At 70.8% G+C, this 18,365-nt stretch carries 16 protein-coding genes, 1 rRNA gene and 1 riboswitch; of the genes, 3 read left to right on the forward strand and 14 right to left on the reverse strand.

The annotated features are described in order from the left end of the window. Nucleotides 1-38: 38 nt before the first annotated feature. Both IE180_RS22615 and IE180_RS22620 read right to left on the reverse strand, forming a co-directional pair. The gene (locus IE180_RS22615; RefSeq protein WP_190158777.1) at nt 39-830 is read right to left on the reverse strand and encodes a CPBP family intramembrane glutamic endopeptidase; all 792 of its coding nucleotides are present in this window, start codon (nt 828-830) and stop codon (nt 39-41) included. A 119-nt stretch (nt 831-949) separates the two neighbouring features. Next, a complete protein-coding gene (locus IE180_RS22620) occupies nt 950-2,449 on the reverse strand; it encodes a glutamate-cysteine ligase family protein (RefSeq protein ID WP_190158745.1) in 1,500 nt (499 codons plus the stop codon). Between the two features lie 479 nt (nt 2,450-2,928). On the opposite strand from IE180_RS22620, the gene IE180_RS22625 reads away from it, so the two are divergent. After that, nucleotides 2,929-3,519, forward strand: coding sequence for a hypothetical protein (locus IE180_RS22625; RefSeq protein WP_190158746.1), 591 nt, complete (start codon nt 2,929-2,931; stop codon nt 3,517-3,519). Nucleotides 3,520-3,853: 334 nt separating this feature from the next. Beyond that, nucleotides 3,854-4,060, forward strand: coding sequence for a DUF5999 family protein (locus tag IE180_RS22630; RefSeq protein WP_017238438.1), 207 nt, complete (start codon nt 3,854-3,856; stop codon nt 4,058-4,060). An 86-nt stretch (nt 4,061-4,146) separates the two neighbouring features. Here IE180_RS22630 and gcvP read toward each other — a convergent pair whose 3' ends face one another. Continuing rightward, nucleotides 4,147-7,032, reverse strand: a complete 2,886-nt coding sequence (gene gcvP, locus IE180_RS22635; protein WP_190158747.1) for an aminomethyl-transferring glycine dehydrogenase — start codon at nt 7,030-7,032, stop codon at nt 4,147-4,149. A 179-nt stretch (nt 7,033-7,211) separates the two neighbouring features. Next, a riboswitch (glycine riboswitch) is annotated at nt 7,212-7,311 on the reverse strand. A 113-nt stretch (nt 7,312-7,424) separates the two neighbouring features. Here gcvP and IE180_RS22640 point away from each other — a divergent pair. Further along, nucleotides 7,425-7,799 carry a PRC-barrel domain-containing protein gene (locus tag IE180_RS22640; RefSeq protein ID WP_190158748.1) on the forward strand — a complete coding sequence of 125 codons (375 nt, stop codon included), beginning with the start codon at nt 7,425-7,427 and terminating at the stop codon, nt 7,797-7,799. A gap of 71 nt (nt 7,800-7,870) precedes the next feature. Here IE180_RS22640 and IE180_RS22645 read toward each other — a convergent pair whose 3' ends face one another. From IE180_RS22645 to rrf, 11 genes are all read right to left on the reverse strand, one after another. Then, complete coding sequence (locus IE180_RS22645; protein WP_190158749.1) at nt 7,871-9,238, reverse strand: DNA polymerase IV; 1,368 nt, start codon at nt 9,236-9,238, stop codon at nt 7,871-7,873. 211 nt (nt 9,239-9,449) lie between these two features. After that, nucleotides 9,450-10,067 carry a MerR family transcriptional regulator gene (locus IE180_RS22650; RefSeq protein ID WP_190158750.1) on the reverse strand — a complete coding sequence of 206 codons (618 nt, stop codon included), beginning with the start codon at nt 10,065-10,067 and terminating at the stop codon, nt 9,450-9,452. Nucleotides 10,068-10,259: 192 nt separating this feature from the next. Then, nucleotides 10,260-10,733, reverse strand: a complete 474-nt coding sequence (locus IE180_RS22655; protein ID WP_030686418.1) for a bifunctional nuclease family protein — start codon at nt 10,731-10,733, stop codon at nt 10,260-10,262. Nucleotides 10,734-10,799: 66 nt separating this feature from the next. Next, nucleotides 10,800-11,546, reverse strand: coding sequence for a transcriptional regulator FtsR (gene ftsR / locus IE180_RS22660; protein WP_190158751.1), 747 nt, complete (start codon nt 11,544-11,546; stop codon nt 10,800-10,802). Between the two features lie 30 nt (nt 11,547-11,576). Continuing rightward, nucleotides 11,577-12,512 (reverse strand): FHA domain-containing protein, encoded by a 936-nt coding sequence (locus tag IE180_RS22665; RefSeq protein ID WP_190158778.1) that lies wholly within the window; start codon nt 12,510-12,512, stop codon nt 11,577-11,579. A gap of 81 nt (nt 12,513-12,593) precedes the next feature. Then, nucleotides 12,594-13,562 (reverse strand): DUF881 domain-containing protein, encoded by a 969-nt coding sequence (locus IE180_RS22670; RefSeq protein WP_373302811.1) that lies wholly within the window; start codon nt 13,560-13,562, stop codon nt 12,594-12,596. 5 nt (nt 13,563-13,567) lie between these two features. Continuing rightward, nucleotides 13,568-13,900: a small basic family protein gene (locus IE180_RS22675; RefSeq protein ID WP_015032176.1), complete on the reverse strand. Its 333-nt coding sequence runs from the start codon at nt 13,898-13,900 to the stop codon at nt 13,568-13,570. After that, a complete protein-coding gene (locus tag IE180_RS22680) occupies nt 13,897-14,826 on the reverse strand; it encodes a DUF881 domain-containing protein (RefSeq protein WP_190158752.1) in 930 nt (309 codons plus the stop codon). Before IE180_RS22680 ends, IE180_RS22675 begins: the two co-directional genes overlap by 4 nt. Before the next feature lie 101 nt (nt 14,827-14,927). Continuing rightward, a complete protein-coding gene (locus tag IE180_RS22685) occupies nt 14,928-17,423 on the reverse strand; it encodes a mannose-1-phosphate guanyltransferase (RefSeq protein ID WP_190158753.1) in 2,496 nt (831 codons plus the stop codon). A 117-nt stretch (nt 17,424-17,540) separates the two neighbouring features. Then, the gene (gene clsA, locus IE180_RS22690) at nt 17,541-18,149 is read right to left on the reverse strand and encodes a cardiolipin synthase ClsA (protein WP_030686439.1); all 609 of its coding nucleotides are present in this window, start codon (nt 18,147-18,149) and stop codon (nt 17,541-17,543) included. Nucleotides 18,150-18,296: 147 nt separating this feature from the next. Further along, nucleotides 18,297-18,365, reverse strand: a 5S ribosomal RNA gene (gene rrf / locus IE180_RS37675); the annotation flags it as partial.

Raw genomic sequence — 18,365 nt, forward strand, 5'->3', positions numbered from 1 at the left:
CGATCGCCGCACACCCCCTCCTCCCCTTCCGCGTCCGGTCACGCGGTGGGCAGCCAGCCCACCTTCCCGGCGAGCAGCCCGTACCCGACGAAGGCCACGATGTCGAGCAGCGCGTGCGCCACGACCAGCGGCCCGACCCGCCCCCAGCGGCGGTACAGCAGCACGAAGACCACGCCCATCACCATGTTGCCGATGAAGCCGCCGACCCCCTGGTAGAGGTGGTACGAGCCGCGCAGCACCGAACTCGCCACCAGCGCGGCCATCGGCGTCCACCCCAACTGGCCCAGTCTGCGCAGCAGGTAGCCGACGACGACGACCTCCTCCAGGACGGAGTTCTGCACCGCCGAGAGGATGAGCACCGGGTACTTCCACCACACGTCGGGCAGCGACTCGGGCACCACCGTCAGGTTGGCCCCCGACGCCCGCGCCGCCAGGTAGAAGGCGAGGCCCGCGCTCCCGATCCCGGCCGCGACCAGCGCCCCGCGTCCCAGGTCGGACCACGGCCGGGTCCGGTCGAAGCCGATGGCCCGCAGACCCCGTGTCCCCGGTCCTTCCCGCATCAGCAGGTGGGCGACGAGCACGACCGGCACGAGCGCCGTGGCGATGTCGAAGAGCTGCCAGGACAGGTCGAGCCAGGGCCGCCCGGGGGCGTACGAGCCGTTGAGCTTCGCCGCCTGGTCCTTCAGCGGCCCCGGCTTGGTCAGCGAGCCGATGAAGCTGATGAGCGCGGACACCCCGCTCGCCCCGAGCGAGAGCGCGAGGACGATGAGCGTCTCGGAGCGCAGCACGCGGTGCGGCAGTCCTCCGGGGGGCGGGGAAGCGTCCCTCAGTCGTTGCTCCGACACCACACCTGTCTCCACTTCCCGTCGCGGGGCACACGCCGTTCCGGTGGTCCCGGCCGTCCGGGACCACCTTGACATGATCACCCATGTTTCCGACGGGTCCGGGGTCAGTCGATGCCCACCGGCCAGGTGTGCACCGGTTCGCCCGCGAGCATGAGCGTGCGGTAGCGCCGGGTGGTCGCCGCGAGGGCGGCCTCCCGGTCGAGGCCCGCCTCCAGGGCCCGGTGGAAGGTGTCGGCCTGCCAGGAGGCGCCGTTGACCCGCCGCAGACAGCGCTGCTCGATCACCCCGAGGTAGAAGTCGCGGTCCGCCGGCTCGATGTGCCAGGCGTCGAGCCCCGCCGCGGCGAGCGGCAGCAGCTCGTCGAGGACGAGCCGTACGGCGGGGAGGGTCGCGATGCCGCCGGCACGTCCCGAGCGGGGCCAGCGCAGCTCCGCCTCGATGCCGTGGCGGCAGGCGGTGTCGAAGTTGGCCTCGGCGTCCTGGAAGGACATGCGCTTCCACACCGGCCGGGGATCGTCGGCGAGCGAGCGGACGAGCCCGTAGTAGAAGGCCGCGTTCGCGATCACGTCGGTGACGGTCGGACCGGCCGGCAGCACCCGGTTCTCGACGCGCAGGTGCGGGACCCCGTCGACCCAGCCGTACACCGGCCTGTTCCAGCGGTAGACGGTGCCGTTGTGCAGGACCAGTTCCTGGAGGCGCGGCACCCCGCCCCGGTCGAGGACGAGCAGCGGGTCCTCCTCGTCGCAGAGCGGCAGCAGGGCGGGGAAGTAGCGGACGTTCTCCTCGAAGAGGTCGTACACCGAGTCCACCCAGCGCTCGCCGAACCAGGTGCGGGGCCGCACCCCCTGGGACTGCAGCTCGGGCGGCCGGGTGTCGGTGGCCTGGGTGAAGAGCGGTGGCCGGGACTCGCGCCACAGCTCGCGGCCGAAGACGAAGGGCGCGTTGGCGCCGAGGGCGATCTGGACGCCGGACACGGCCTGTGCCGCGTTCCACACGGGGGCGAAGCGGGCGGGCGTCACCTGGAGGTGCAGCTGCACCGAGGTGCAGGCCGCCTCGGGCACGATCGACTCCGAGGTGCACAGCAGACGTTCGACGCCATGGATGTCGAGGGTGAAGTCCTCGCCGCGGGCGGCGAGGATCTGGTCGTTGAGAAGGGTGTAGCGGTCGTTGTCCGAGAGGTTCTCGAGGACCAGGTCGTGCTGGGCGAGCGTGGGCAGTATGCCGATCATGACGACGCCCGCGTCGAGTTCCGCCGCCTTGCGGTCGGCGTATCCGATGCCGGTTCCGATCTCCTCCGCGAGCCGGTCGAATACGCGTCCGTCGAGCTGGTGGGGCGCGATGTTCACTTCGAGGTTGAACATTCCGAGTTCGGTCTGGAAATCGGTGCTCGCGATCTTTTCGAGAACCGGTCCGTTGAGCATCCTGGGCAGCCCGTCGGCGCCGGCGAGATTGAGTTCGATCTCCACGCCCATGAGATTGCGCGGCCGGTCGAACCTCTTCTCCGCGAGCAGCCGCGCGAGCCCCGCGAGACACTGCTGGAGCTTTCTCCGGTACTGCTGCCGGTCGGACGGGCCGAATCCGTCGGCCACGACCTTCTCCCCCATCGAAGCGTCCCTCCCCGAGTGGGCAGCCGCCACGACGGCCGCGCGTCACGGACGATGATGCCCAGCCCGCTGATCCACAACGCCTGCGGAACCGGCCTGTCGGAGGATAGGCTGGACCGAGCGGTCCACCGGCACATCCCGAAGGCAAGGAACGCGCGACATATACCAATGTCGTATTTCCCGGAGATCTCGGGTCGGAATTCAGCCGTCCCCCTTGGCGAGGCATACGCAGGTGAGAGCGGTATCGTCCTCGTGATTCCGCTTCAACTCCCGCCGATTACGGCCTGATGACGCCTTGTCAGGAATATCCACGGGGTCTAGCGGAAACACTGTGTGAACACGTGTCGTATAAACTTCGCGGACGAGGCAGAGTGTTGGCGCCCGGCCATGGCCCCATGGCCCTCCTCCGGCCCCGCCGCCGACAGCGTCGTCGTACCTGCCCCGCTCCACCGTGTCTCCTGAGTGAGAGGCGACCCACCATGCTCCGACCCTCTTCGGCCCCTGCGCCGGTCCTCCGCAGTGTCCTCGCGGCCCTCGGCTCACCGACAGCCGTCCGCGAGCCGCGAACTCCCGCACTGCGGGCCGCACAGGGGCCGCTGAGCCCCGAACACCCCCTGCCCGTGCACGTCCTCGACGTCGCCGGAGCACCGGGGCTCGCACCCCGCATCCGGCTCACCGGCTGGCGCTTCCTGATCCGGAGCGGGGACCGGGCGATCGCCGCCGCGGACACCATGCTCACCCCCGACGGCTGGGCCTTCTCCCACTTCTTCGAAGGCCCGTACGTCCCCTCCACGGAGCAGGCCCTGCTCCAGGCCGAGGCCCTGCCCGGCACGTACGAGCCGAGGCTGCTCTCCGTGCCGGAGCTCTACATGCTGACCCTCTGGCTGCACTCCGCCCCCGAGACGGACGGCGCCGCCGACACCCCGGCCGCCGCCGACCTGATGGTGCCCCTGGCCCCCGCACCCCCGGGGATCGCGGCCCACCGCCCGTACCAGGTGTCCGATCTCCTGCCCGTGATCAGCACGCGCCTCGCGCCGCCGCCCCTCCTGGGTTCGCCGGCGCCCGCCTGATCCCCCGCACGCGCGCCCCTCGCCCCGTGACCCGACCGGGTCGCGGGGCGCACTCCTGTCCGGTCCGTGCGCCCGAACGCGCCGTCCGAACGCCCCTCCCGTACGGACTAGCCCGCTCGGACCATCCCGAACCATCCGAAGAGGCGGTGCAGTTGACCTGAACCGCCCCTGCGGGTGACGCGTCTTCCCAGGAGAGGACGAGCTGTCGCGAAATACCTGCGGAAGACCGTCCGTGGGGCAAGACTGGGACCGGAACCGAACCGACCGACGGGGGGCGGCCATGAGCGCGCAGAGCCGCAGGACATCCACCACGACGCAGCGAAAGAACCCACCCATGTGCCAGCATCAGCCTGCCTGTCCCACCGCCGACTCCGCCGACCGGGAGGCGGCCCGACTGATGGCACACCACCCGGAGCAGGGCTGGAGCCTGCTGTGCAACGGCGTCCTGCTCTTCGAGGACACCGGAGAACTGCTGCCGGACGGGCAGATCATCGCCCCGCACCGGCCGCTGACCGCGGGGCAGGTGACGACCGCCGCCTGAGAAGGAGGCGGAAGGACGCCGTACGAGGAAGAGAACGCCGAGGGCCGGCCCGGAGGAGATCCTCCGAACCGGCCCTCGGCTCGTGCTCAGTTGTCGTACTCGTCCAGCGGCGGGCAGGAGCAGACCAGGTTCCGGTCGCCGAAGGCACCGTCGATGCGGCGCACCGGCGGCCAGTACTTGTCGGCGGCCGAGACGCCGGCCGGGAAGACCGCCTCGTCGCGCGTGTACGGGTGGTTCCACTCGCCGCCCAGCGCGGCCGCGGTGTGCGGGGCGTTGTGCAGCGGGTTGTCGTCGGCGGGCCACTGGCCCGAGGCGACCTTCTCGATCTCGCCCCGGATCGCGATCATCGTGTCGCAGAAGCGGTCGAGCTCGGTCAGGTCCTCGGACTCGGTCGGCTCGATCATCAGCGTGCCGGCCACCGGGAAGGACATCGTCGGCGCGTGGAAGCCGTAGTCGATGAGGCGCTTCGCGATGTCGTCGACGCTGACGCCGGTGGCCTTGGCCAGCGGGCGGATGTCCACGATGCACTCGTGCGCGACCAGCCCGTTCGGGCCGGTGTAGAGCACCGGGAAGTGCGGCTCCAGACGCTTGGCGATGTAGTTCGCGGCGAGCACGGCGACCTGGGTGGCGCGCTTGAGGCCCTCGCCGCCCATGAGGCGCACGTACGACCAGGAGATCGGCAGGATGCCGGCGGAGCCCCAGGGGGCGGCCGAGATCGGGCCGACGCCGGTCTCCGGGCCTGCGGTGGGCTGGAGCGGGTGGTTCGGCAGGTACGGGGCGAGGTGGGCGCGGACGCCGACCGGGCCGACGCCGGGGCCGCCGCCGCCGTGCGGGATGCAGAAGGTCTTGTGCAGGTTCAGGTGCGAGACGTCGCCGCCGAAGTGGCCCGGCTTGGCGAGACCGACCAGCGCGTTGAGGTTGGCGCCGTCGACGTACACCTGACCGCCGGCCTCGTGGACCTCGGCGCAGATGTCGGCGACGTGCTCCTCGAACACGCCGTGCGTGGACGGGTAGGTGATCATCAGCACGGACAGCTCGTCGCGGTACTGGGCGATCTTGGCGCGCAGGTCCTCGACGTCGACCTCGCCGTCGTCGGCGGTCTTGACGACGACGACCTTCATGCCGGCCATCACCGCGGAGGCGGCGTTGGTGCCGTGCGCGGAGGACGGGATGAGGCACACGGTGCGCTGCTCGTCGCCGTTGGCGCGGTGGTAGGCGCGCACGGCCAGGAGACCGGCGAGCTCGCCCTGCGATCCGGCGTTCGGCTGGATCGACACCTTGTCGTAGCCGGTGACCTCGGCGAGGCGCTCCTCCAGCTCGGTGATGAGCGTGACGTAGCCCTGCGCCTGCCCGATCGGGGCGAACGGGTGGATCTGGCCGAACTCGGGCCAGGTCACCGGCTCCATCTCGGTGGTCGCGTTCAGCTTCATGGTGCAGGAGCCGAGCGGGATCATGCCGCGGTCGAGCGCGTAGTCGCGGTCCGCCAGCTTGCGCAGGTAGCGCAGCATCGAGGTCTCGGAGCGGTGCGCGTGGAAGACCGGGTGGGTCAGGTACGCGTCGGAGCGCAGCAGACCGGCGGGAAGCGCGTCCTCGGTGACGGCGTCGAGGGCCTCGACGTCACCGTCGACGCCGAAGGCGCCCCAGACGGCGGCGAGCTGCTCGCGCCCGGTGGTCTCGTCGCACGAGATCGACACGAGGTCGGCGTCGACGCGGTGGAGGTTCACCCCGGCCTCGCGGGCGGCGGCGACGACCTCGTCGGCCTTGCCGGGCACGCGGACGGTGAGGGTGTCGAAGAACGAACCGTGCACGACCTCGACGCCGCCGGCGGTGAGGCCCGCGGCGAGGACGGCGGCGTACCGGTGGGTGCGCTCGGCGATCTGCTTGAGACCGTCCGGACCGTGGTAGACGGCGTACATGCCGGCCATGACGGCGAGCAGCACCTGGGCCGTACAGATGTTGCTGGTGGCCTTCTCGCGGCGGATGTGCTGCTCGCGGGTCTGCAGGGCCAGGCGGTAGGCGCGGTTGCCGTCGGCGTCGACCGAGACGCCCACGAGACGGCCGGGAAGGGAGCGGGCGTGCTTGTCCTGGACGGCCATGTAGCCGGCGTGCGGACCGCCGAAGCCCATGGGGACGCCGAAGCGCTGCGTGGTGCCGACGGCGATGTCGGCGCCCAGCTCGCCCGGCGAGGTGAGCAGGGTGAGCGCGAGCAGGTCGGCGGCGACGGTGACGATCGCGCCGAGCTCGTGCGCGGCGTCGACCAGCGGCTTGATGTCGCGGACGGCACCGGAGGCGCCGGGGTACTGGAGGAGCACGCCGAAGACACCGCGCTCGGCGACCTCGGCGGGGATCCCCTCGCTCAGGTCGGCGACGACGACCTCGACGCCGGTCGGCTCGGCGCGGGTCTCGATGACGGCGATGGTCTGCGGCAGGGCGTCGGCGTCGACGAGGAAGACGCCGTTCTTGACCTTGCCGACGCGGCGGGACAGCGCCATGGCCTCGGCGGCGGCGGTGCCCTCGTCGAGGAGGGAGGCGCCGGAGGTGGGCAGACCGGTCAGGTCGGCGACCATCGTCTGGAAGTTCAGCAGGGCCTCCAGGCGGCCCTGGGAGATCTCCGGCTGGTACGGCGTGTAGGCCGTGTACCAGGCGGGGTTCTCCATGACGTTCCGGAGGATGACCGGCGGGGTGAAGGTCCCGTAGTAGCCGAGGCCGATCATCGGGGCGAGGACCTCGTTGCGGTCGGCGAGCGCGCGCAGCTCGGCGAGGACCTCGGCCTCGGTGCGCGCGGCCGGCAGGCCCAGCGCCTCGGCGTTCTTGATCACGTCCGGCACCGCGGCGGCGGTGAGCTCGTCGAGCGAGCCGTAACCGACCTGGGCGAGCATCTTGGCCCTCGCCTCGGCATCGGGCCCGATGTGCCGCTGCTCGAACGGGATGCCCTGTTCGAGCTCGGAGAGCGGAGTGCGGTTGGCGGTCATGTACGGAGGCCTCCTGGTCGTCACGACCTGCGAGGGGCACCACGGCGCGGGTGCCCGGACGGCCTCCCCCTCTGTCATCTCAACCTGAGAGTTTCACCGGCACGCCTCGCGGCCCGCCGGCTTTCACCGTCGGTGAGAGCGGAATGCCGTGGGACATCCGCCCTGCTTTCCAGAGTGACCTCGTCCGCGCGGTACAGGGGCCTGAGAGATTCCGGGGAGGATTTGCTCCTTCGGCGCCCACCGGAAGGTTTCTCCGGGGGACTCTCCCGCACGGGGTCGACAGCCACAACCAGCCTACCAGCGAGGTTGCGGCTCCCATCGCTCAAGTGGCCGACATCCCAGATGTGCACTTTCGTAGGGGTGTAGAGCAGTTGCGACCAGTTGGAGGGACCGTGCAGACCGATATCGATCCGCGCAGCCTGATCGGCCGCAAGGCGTTCGACCGGAACGGGCACAAGATCGGAACCGTGGACGAGGTGTACCTGGACGACGCGACCGGCGTCCCCGAATGGGCCGCGGTCCGCACGGGGCTGTTCAGCCGGGACGCCTTCGTCCCCCTGGAGCCGAGCGCCCTGCTCGACGACGGCCTCCACGTCCCGTACGAGCGGGCGCTCATCAAGGACGCCCCCGACTTCGGCGTGGGCCGCCACCTCTCCCCCGAACAGGAACTCCAGCTCTACCGCCACTACAGCCTCGCCCTGCCGCCCCCGCCCTCCGACGTCCCGGACAAGGACTTCGGCCGCCTGGCGGGCCAGGACGGCGCCTGACGGCCCCACGAGCCAACGAGCCAACGAGCCAACGACCGGGAGGATGGACCCGCACCGCCCGCCGGTGCGGGTCAGACCGTCGTGGCCCCCCGCACCAGCGGCAACGGCTCCGAAGGCTCCAGCTCGGGGTCGTCCACGGAGAACGTCCGCACCCGCCCGGGCCCGGACCACGGCTCCTCGAACCGCACCGTGACCCGCCCGACCCCGCTCCCCTGGACCCATCCGGCCCCGTGCACCGCGTGCCGCACGTCGTGCCCGGGCGCCCAGTGCCTCTCCACGGGGCCGTGCTCCCCGGCCTCGGCGACCTCCTCCGCCTCGGCCACGGCCCCCGCCTCCGGCTCCGTCCCGGCGTCCGCCTCCGCGTCGGCGACCGCCTGGGCGAACAGGTCCTCCTGCGTGTAGTCCGCGAGCCCGCTCACCCCCACCCCGAGGAGCCGCACGCCCCCCGTCGTGTCCACCGCCTCCAGGAGCCGCCCCGCCGCCTCCCGCACGACGGCCGGGTCGTCCGTCGGCCCCCGCAGCGTCTCGGACCGGGTGAGCGTCGAGAAGTCGTACCGCCGCACCTTCAGGACGATCGTCCGCCCCGAGTGCCCCGACGCCCTCAGCCGCCCCACGCACCGCTCCGCGAGCCGTTCCACCTCCAGCCGGATCCGCACCCGGTCGTGGAGGTCCACGTCGAAGGTGTCTTCGACCGACACCGACTTGGCGTCCCGCTCGGCCACCACGCGCCGGTCGTCGTACCCCTGGGCCATCCGGTACAGGGAGGCCCCGTGCGCCCGCCCCAGGAGCCGTACGAGCTCGTCCTCGCCCGCCTCCACCAGATCGGAGACGCTGGTCATCCCGGCGCGCCGCAGGTGCTCCCCGGTGGCCGGTCCGACCCCGGGAAGGATCCGCACCGACCGCGGTCCCAGCAGCTCCCGCTCGGTCCCGGGCTCGATGAGGACGAGCCCGTCCGGCTTGGCCTCCTCGGAGGCGATCTTCGCGATCATCTTGGACCCGGCGAGCCCCACCGACCCGGTCAGCCCCGTCGTCGCGAGGATGTCCACCCGCAGCCGCTCCCCGGCCGCCCGGGCGCTCGCGCCGTCGGCGGCGACGCCACCGGCCTCGAGGTCGACGAAGGCCTCGTCGAGGCTGAGCGGCTCGACGAGCGGGGAGAGCCGCCGGAGCAGCTCCATGACCTGCTCGCTGATCGAGCGGTAGAAGGCGAAGCGCGGCACGAGATAGGCCGCGTTCGGCGCGAGCCGCCGCGCCTGGCCCATCGGCATGGCCGAGTGCACCCCGAAGCGACGCGCCTCGTAGGAGGCGGTGGCGACCACGCCCCGCGGTCCGAGACCACCGACGATCACGGGCTTCCCGCGCAGGCTGGGCTTCGACGCCTGTTCGGCGGCGGCGAAGAAGGCATCCATGTCGAGGTGCAGGATCGTGGGCGCGGCTCTCACACGTCCGATGCTGCCTCACACCACTGACAACGCCCCCTCGGAACGCCCGGAGGGCCGGAACGAACCCCGCCGAGCGAGGGCCGCCCGGACGACGGAAGCCCTCGGAGCACCCGGACGTCCCGGGAAACTCCGGGCCCTTCCGGACCGCGGAAGCCCCCGGAGCGCCCGGACGGCCCGAGAAGGCCCGGGACCGTCCGGCCCCCGGAAGCCCTCAGACCGCCCTGTCGCGCCGCCGGCGCGCCAGCTCGTCGCCGGGGTTGTGCCCGACCAGCGTCTCGCCGGTGTCGACGCGCTCCCCGTGGAGCTGCGAGAGCGCGGCCTCGACGTCGCGCCAGACCACCCCGACGGCGATGCCGAAGACGCCCTGCCCGCCCTGGAGGAGGTCGACGACCTCGTCGGGCGAGGAGCACTCGTAGACCGTGGCCCCGTCGCTCATGAGCGTCATCCGCTCCAGGTCCCGAAAGCCCCGGGCACGCAGGTGCTGCACCGCCGCCCGGATGTTCTGGAGCGCCACCCCGGTGTCGAGGAAACGCTTGACGATCTTCAGCACGACGACGTCGCGGAAGCTGTACAGCCGCTGGGTCCCCGACCCGTACGCGGGCCGCACGCTCGGCTCCACGAGCCCGGTGCGCGCCCAGTAGTCCAGTTGGCGGTAGGTGATCCCGGCGGCCGCGCAGGCCGTCGGTCCCCGGTAGCCGATCGCCGCGTCGGCGATGCCGGCACCGGTGCCCGTCCCGAAGTCGCCCACACTGCCGTGAAGCGGATACGGAGCGCTCTCTCCGGACACCCGTCCGAGGGAGCTCCCTGCCGTACCGTCCGCGCTGCTCATCACGCCGACCCTCCGTCCTTGACCTGCCCACACGAAGGTAGGCAGTCACCAGGGGTGCGTCAACGATCGCCACACTCGGCACGCCGAGTGATAATCACCCTGAGAGTGGTTTCGCGTGTCCCTCTCCCGGGAAAGGCTACTCGAATGCTCTGGCGGCACCCCGTGAACGGCCTCCGGCCGCACCACCGCGTCTCACTGGCTGCTGCTTCCGAAATCCTCCGGTGAGATCTGGTCGAGGAACTCGCGGAACTTCTCCACCTCGTCCTCCTGCTCGTCCGGGATCGCGATGCCGGCGTCGTCCAGCACGCCGTCGCTGCCGAAGATCGGCGTCCCCGTCCGAAGGGCCAGTGCTATCGCGTCCGACGGCCGCGCGCTCACCTCGACGCCGCTGGCGAAGACCAGCTCGGCGTAGAAGACGCCGTCGCGCAGATCCGTGATGCGGACCTCGGTGAGCTCCTGTCCCACGGCCTCCAGCACGTCCTTGAACAGGTCGTGCGTCAGCGGCCGCGGCGGGGCCATCCCCTGCTGGGCGAAGGCGATCGCGGTCGCCTCCCCCGGTCCGATCCAGATGGGGAGGTACCGATCGCCTCCCACTTCACGCAGGAGCACGATCGGCTGGTTGGAGGGCATTTCCACCCGGACACCCACAACGTCGAGCTCGTTCACACAGCAACCCTAGGACGTGCCCGACCGGTTTGGATAGTCGGGCCCCCCACCGGACGCCCCACCGGGTCACTGGAGCCGGATCCCCAGGGCGCTCTGGACGAGGGCCGCGTGCAGCCGCACCGACTGCGCGGCGAGCTCCTTCGCGGTGGCCTCCGCATGGGCTCTGGTCTGCGGATTGCGGTGCCGGCGCAGCGGCGCGACCACCTGCTCGATCAGCCCGGCCTCCCGGTCGGCGGCCGCCTTGACGGCCCGCAGGTGCCGGGGTTCCAGACCGAATCTCCCCAGATCCGCGACGAGCCTGGCGACGGTGACGGCCTCGGCGTCGTAGCCGCCGCCCTCCGCCTCGGCGATCAGGCCGTACGACTCCCACTCGGCGAGCTCGCCCTCGGTCACCTCGGCGGCGGCGATCAGCTCGGCCCGTCCGAGCCGCGCGACGGCCGGCGCCTCCGCCTCGTCCTGCTCCCAGGTCCCTTCCAGCAGGTCCCGCCGGCGCCCGGGCGCCGGGAGCTTGATCTCCTCGCCCCGGGCGAGGGCGTCGAGGTGCTCACGGATGACCTTCAGCGGAAGGTAGTGGTCCCGCTGCATCCGCAGGATGCGGGCGAGCCGCTCCACGTCCTCCGGGCTGAACTTCCGGTATCCGGAGGCCGTCCGCCGGGGCTCGACCAGCCCCTCGGCCTCCAGGAACCGGATCTTGGAGATCGTCACTTCGGGAAATTCGTCGCGCAGCTGGTTCAGCACCGTGCCGATGCTGACCAGCCGGTCGCCCGCGGTGGCGGTGCCGGATCCGGCACCGCCCGTCGGTGTTCGCAGCATGGACCTTCCCTGAAGGGATTCCCCGAGGCGTCACACGCCTCGCTGGCTCGAGTAGAAGACCAGCCGGTACTTGCCGATCTGCACCTCGTCGCCGTTGGACAGGACGACCGAGTCGATCGGCTCACGGTTGACGTACGTGCCGTTGAGGCTGCCGACATCGGCGACGGTGAAGCTGCCGTCCTGCGCCCGCCGGAACTCGACATGCCGCCGGGAGACCGTGAAGTCGTCCAGGAAGATGTCGCTCTGCGGGTGACGGCCGGCCGTCGTCAGTTCGCCGTCGAGCAGGAACCGGCTGCCCGAGTTCGGACCCCGGCGCACCACGAGGAGCGCGGAACCCGAAGGCAGCGCCTCCACGGCCGCCAGCGCCTCGGGAGACAGCGACGGAAGGGCGGTCTGACCGGTGATCTCCGCCTCGTACGCCTCGATCCCCGAGATGGAGATCGTCGACGTCGTCTCCGACGCGCGCTCGGCGACCCCGCCCCGCAGCGGCGTACCGCAGTGGGAGCAGAAGCGGCTGTCCGCCGCGTTGCGGTGACCGCACCTCGTACACACCGGCATGGACGCGTCCTCCTGCCGCGGCTGTCCCGCGGAGGTCTGTGTCGCGTACGGGTCGGGCGTAAACCCTCCACCCGTACTTGAGGTTGATGGTTCTCCGAAACCTATGCGGGCGGCCCCGGCGGGGTCAACAGAAGACGCGCCCTGTGCGCCCGAAATGTCACCCCGACCCTCGACCTCGTCACGGAAGAGCGGGCGCTCGCCGCCCTGCTCCTCGCTCTGGGCGTGACGCGGCGCGGCGTGCTTGGCGTTGCCGCCGTCCTCGCGTGCGCTCTTGCCGAACAACTTCGCAAACAACTTCACGGGCGATTCCCCTTGACCGAAACAGACCCGCCCGTGGGGCAGGACGAACCGAGATCCTTCACACCTGCCGACCCGGACACCTTCACAACGTCCGTATCCTCCGGACAGTTTCCACCACGCACCACCCTTGTGGTGCGCCGACCCCCCGCAACGTCATGCCCTTGTCGCGGGAACCCCCCCGTCCCCCTCTCACCGGGAGGACGACTGAGCGTAGTCAGGCCGCTTCGCGGGTCGCAAGGCGTCGACGACGATCTTCGCCGACCGCTCCACCGTGGCTGTGGCCTGCTCCTTCTCCAGGGTCTGCACGACACCGCCGGGGATGTTGAGCGCGGGCTCGAGGTCCTCCGGCTTGCCGATGACCTTGAAGACGTACGGAGCGGCCACCTTCGTTCCATCGATCCGCATGTCGTCACCACTACCGGTGAAGTAGCTGTCCGCGACGACCCGGACGTCGTTCACCTGGATCGCCTCGGCACCCGCCGCACGCAGCTCCTGGATGGCGTCGAGCAGCATGTCCGACTCGACCGCCCCGGTGGGATCCCCCACCGTGAGGGTGATGCCCGGCCCCTCGGCGGCGACGTTGCCGGCCAGGATGCCGAGCTGCCGCTCCTTCTCCTGGGTCTGCTTGCGCGCCTCCTCGGCCTGGTCCGAGCTGGACTCCAGCTCGGAACGCTGCTTCTCCAGGCGGGTCTTCTCGTCCTCCAGGCGCTGCGTGCGGTCGTCGAGCTCGTCGAGGATCCGCACGAGGTCCTCCTGGCGGGCCCCGCGCAGCGCGCTGTTCTCACTCGTCGAGGAGACCTGGATGGCGAGGCCGAGACCGAGGACGAACAGCAGGAGGGCGACGACGAGTTGGGCCCGGGTCACCCGCGGCGGCCACAGCGCGGAGGCGAGCCTCCGCCGCCCGCTCGGCTCGGGGGCGGACGGCGCGGCCGGCGGCCCCGCCACGACGGGCACGTCGGGTGCCACGGGCGCCCGAGGTGCCTCGGGCACCCGCACGTCCTCGCTCCGCCGCTCGGGCTTCCCGGCCCCGGGGGTCTCCGGCTTGCCGACCCCGGGCTCCCCGGACCGCTCCGGCTTCTCGGAGTTCCCGGGGTTCTGGGGGTTCTCGGAGTTCTGGGGGTTCTCGGGGTTCTCGGGGTTCTGGGGGTTCTCGCTCATCGGCCTCACGCCCGGAAGACGTGACGCCGGATGGCGGCCGCGTTGGAGAAGATGCGGATGCCGAGCACGACGACCACACCGGTCGACAGCTGCGCGCCCACGCCCAGCTTGTCGCCGAGGAAGACGATCAGCGCGGCCACGACCACGTTGGAGAGGAACGAGACCACGAAGACCTTGTCGACGAAGATCCCGTCCAGCATGGCCCGCAGGCCGCCGAAGACCGCGTCGAGGGCGGCGACCACGGCGATCGGAAGATAGGGCTCGACCACCGCCGGAACCTCGGGTCGGACCAACAGTCCGACCACGACTCCGACGATCAGGCCCAGTACGGCGATCACGATGTGCCCTTCCCTGTGTCGGCCGTGGCCCGACCGGAGGGCGTCGCCGCCCCGGCCCCCCTCGGCTCTGCGGTACGTACGGTCAGGCTCGGCGCGGCCGGCAGGCGCACGTCGCCCTCGACCGAGATCCTGCTCCTGATCCCGAAGTTCTCCACCAGCGCGTGCAGGTACTGCCCGTCGGCGCTGTCCTGGAACGCGGTGCTCAGCCGCTGCCCGTCCCCGACGGCGAGGACGGTGTACGGCGGCACCAGCGGCTTGTTGTCGACCAGTACGGCGTCACCGGCCGCCCTGATCGCGGACAGCGACGTCAGCCGCTGCCCGTTGATCGCGACCGCCTCGGCACCCGACTCCCACAGCCCGTTGATCACCCGCTGCATGTCCCGGTCGCGAACCCGGCCCGTGTCGGAGAAGCCCGCGCTCTCCCGCGGCCCGCCGCCACCGGTGTCGGTGCCCTTGGCGTCGTCGACGACGAGCTTCACACCGGGGCCGTGCACCGGCGTCGCGCCCGACAGCAGGGCCACGAGCTCGGCCTGGTCCCCACCGTGCTGCTGCAGTGCCTGCCGCTGGCGCTCCCCGACCTCGGTCCGGATCCGCTCGACGTCCTCCTCCAGCCGGTCGGCGGTGGAGGTCTCCTTGTCGATCCGGTCGATCAGGTCCTGCCGCTCCTTGGCGACGACCGGCGCGGAGATCCGCGCCTCCGCCGCACCCACGGTCACCACGACGGCGGCGAGCAGAAGGCCCGCGGCGACGCCCAGTTTGGCCCGCAGGCTGCGGGGCAGCCCACCGCCCTCGGCCGCTCGCCGGGCCGTCGCCTCGGCGTAGCCGTCGTCGAGCGCGTGGTCGATCACGTTGTTCAGCAGCGACATGGACGCGTCCGGACGCGGCGGCGACGATCCGGTGCTCCGAACGGGGTGCTGCTGCGACATGCCGCACATCGTCGCACGTCGTACGGCCTACCGCCGAATGGCCCCTCCCCACGGCCGGGAGGCACCCCCTGGGCGCCTCCCGGCCGAACCTGTCCGAACCGTCAGCGACCTGCGCTGTCGACCACCTCGGCCCACTCGTCGAGCAGGGCCTGCGCGGAGGCGTCGTCGGGCCCCTCCGCCCACAGATGGGTGACGGCCTCGGCGGGGTCGGGCAGCACCATCACCCACCGCCCGTCGGCCTCGACCACCCGGACCCCGTCGGTGGTGTCCACGGAGCGGCTGCCGGCCGCCTCCACCACCCGGCGCATCACCAGGCCCTTCACGGCCCACGGGGTCGCGATGTCCCTCTTCAGGACGTGCGCCCGCGGGATCCGGGCATCGATCTGGCTCAGCGTGAGCTGCGTCCGCGCCACGAGGCCGATCAGCCGCACGAAGGCGGCGGCCCCGTCGAAGACGCTGCTGAACTCGGGCACGATGAACCCGCCGCGCCCGTCGCCGCCGAAGATCGTCGACTCCTCGCGCCCGACCCGCGTGAGGTCGTCGGGCGAGGTGGTCGTCCACTCGACCTGGGTGCCGTGGTACGCGGCGACCTGCTCGGCGATACGGGTCGTGGTCACCGGCAGCGCCACCCGCCCGGACCGCCGCTCGGCCGCCACCAGGTCCAGCATGACCAGGAGCGCCCGGTCGTCCTCGATGATCCGCCCGCGCTCGTCCACCAGCGAGAGCCGTTCGCCGACGGGGTCGAAGCGCACCCCGAACGCGGCGCGCGCCGAGGCCACGATCTCCCCGAGCCGCACGAGACCGGCCCGCCGGCTCTCGGCCGACTCGGTGGGCCGGGACTCGTCGAGCCCGGGATTGATCGTCAGCGAGTCGACCTGGAGCCGCCCGAGCAGGCTGGGCAGCACGAGTCCGGCGCTGCCGTTGGAGGCGTCCACGACGACCTTCAGACCGGCTTCCGCGATCCCGGTGGTGTCGACGTTCCGCAGCAGAGAGCCGGTGTACGAGTCGAAGACGCTCGCCGGGAAGGAGAGGTCGCCGATCTCGCCGGGGAAGGCCCGCCGGTACTCCTGGCGCGCGAACACCCGGTCGAGCTTCCGCTGCTGCGCCTGCGAGAGGTCCGCCCCGCGTTCGTCGAAGAACATGATGTCCACGGAGTCCGGCACCCCGGGCGAGGTTCTGATCATGATTCCGCCGGCGCTGCCGCGCGCGGTCTGCTGCCGCGCCACCGGCAGGGGCACGTTCTCCAGGTCCCGCACGTCGATGGCGCTGGCCTGCAGCGCGGAGATCACCGCCCGCTTCAGTGCCCGGGCGCCACGGGAGTGGTCGCGCGCGGTGGTGACGGTCGACCCCTTCTTCAGGGTCGTGGCGTACGCCCCCGCCAGCCGGACGGCCAGTTCCGGGGTGATCTCCACGTTGAGGATGCCGGAGACCCCGCGCGCGCCGAAGAGATGGGCCTGCCCTCGGGACTCCCAGATGACGGAGGTGTTGACGAAGGCGCCGGCCTCGATCGTCTTGAAGGGGTAGACGCGCACGTTCCCCTGCACGATCGATTCTTCACCGACGAGGCACTCGTCCCCGATGACGGCGCCGTCCTCGATCCGGGCGGCCCGCATGATGTCGGTGTTCTTACCGATCACACAGCCCCGCAGATTGCTCTGCTGCCCGAGGTAGACGTTGTCGTGGACGACCGCCTTGTGCAGGAAGGCGCCGCTCTTCACGACCACGTTCGAACCGATCACGGTGTGCTCACGGATCTCGGCGTTCGCCTCGACCTTGGCGTAGTCACCGATGTAGAGCGGTCCGCGGAGCACGGCGTCGGGATGCACCTCGGCGCCTTCCGCGACCCACACCCCGGGCGAGATCTCGAAGCCGTCGAGGTCGACCTGGACCTTGCCCTCCAGGACGTCCGCCTGGGCCTTCACATAGCTCTCGTGGGTGCCGACGTCCTCCCAGTAGCCCTCGGCGACATAGCCGTAGATCGGCTTGCCCTCCTTCATCAGCTGAGGGAAGACGTCACCCGACCAGTCGACCGGCACGTCCGCCTCGACGTAGTCGAAGACCTCGGGCTCCATCACGTAGATGCCCGTGTTGACGGTGTCCGAGAAGACCTGGCCCCAGGTGGGTTTCTCCAGGAAACGCTCGACCTTGCCCTCTTCGTCGACGATGGTGATGCCGAATTCCAGCGGATTGGGCACCCGTGTCAGACAGACCGTGACGAGGGCGCCCTTCTCCTTGTGGAAGGCGATGAGATCGCTGAGGTCGAAATCGGTGAGCGCATCGCCCGAGATGACGAGGAAAGCGTCGTCCTTCAACGCTTCCTCGGCGTTCTTCACACTTCCCGCTGTACCGAGTGGCTTTTCCTCGTTGGCATACGTGAGCTCCATCCCGAGCTCTTCTCCGTCGCCGAAGTAGTTCTTGACGAGCGAAGCGAGAAACTGCACGGTGACGACGGTCTCGTTGAGACCGTGCCTCTTGAGCAGTCGTAGGACGTGCTCCATGATCGGCCGGTTGGCCACCGGCAGAAGAGGCTTGGGCATGCTCGAGGTCATAGGGCGAAGGCGGGTTCCTTCGCCACCGGCCATCACGACGGCCTTCATGTCGGAAGCGTCCTCCTTGAAGAGACGACGGTCCGGCCGACTTCACCTGTCTGCTCAGGGGCCCCTCGGACGTCCTCGTTGTTGCCGGCGACGCTGCTCGACACAGGACAGACGGGCTCAATCGGCCGCGGTATCCGCCTTCACGAGTCGACGGACCTGGACCACGTAGAGGATCCCTGCCCACCAATACAGAGTTGTACCCCATCCGGCGAAGGCCCACCCGAAAACTTCAGCGAGTGACGAGAGCCAGCCCGTTCCGTCACTGAGAAGCAGCAGCGGGAACGCGTACATCAAGTTGAAAGTCGCAGCTTTGCCGAGGAAGTTCACCTGCGGCGGCGGATAGCCGTGCCGGCGGAGGATTCCCACCATCACGAGCAGCATGGCCTCGCGCGCCAGGAGGGCCGCGGTGAGCCACAGGGGCAGGATCTCCCTCCAGGTGAGCCCCACGAGGGTGGACAGGATGTACAACCGGTCGGCAGCGGGATCGAGCAGCCGGCCGAGGCTGCTGATCTGGTTCCAGCGCCGGGCGAGCTTCCCGTCGAGATAGTCGCTGACGCCGCTGAGCGCCAGGACGAGAAGCGCCCACCCGTCACTCTTGGGCCCGCCGAACTCCGGACGGAGAATCAGCCACAGAAACAGCGGCACGCCGACGAGGCGCGCCATGCTGAGAATGTTGGGGATGGTGAGGACCCGGTCGGTCTGAACGCGGGTCTCCTGGACCTCCACCCGGGGGCCTCCTGCTGGGACGGTGCCGACATTGCCCCCCGACCTTACCCTCAGCCACCATCCGGGGGCCCACGGGGTCCCCTTCGGCCCCGGAACGCAAAAATGCCTCAGCCCCCGGACAGGGTCCGGGGGCTGAGGCTAAAAATTGTTCGGCGGTGTCCTACTCTCCCACAGGGTCCCCCCTGCAGTACCATCGGCGCTGAAAGGCTTAGCTTC

The sequence above is a fragment of the Streptomyces litmocidini genome (assembly GCF_014649755.1).
GTDB lineage: Bacteria > Actinomycetota > Actinomycetes > Streptomycetales > Streptomycetaceae > Streptomyces > Streptomyces litmocidini.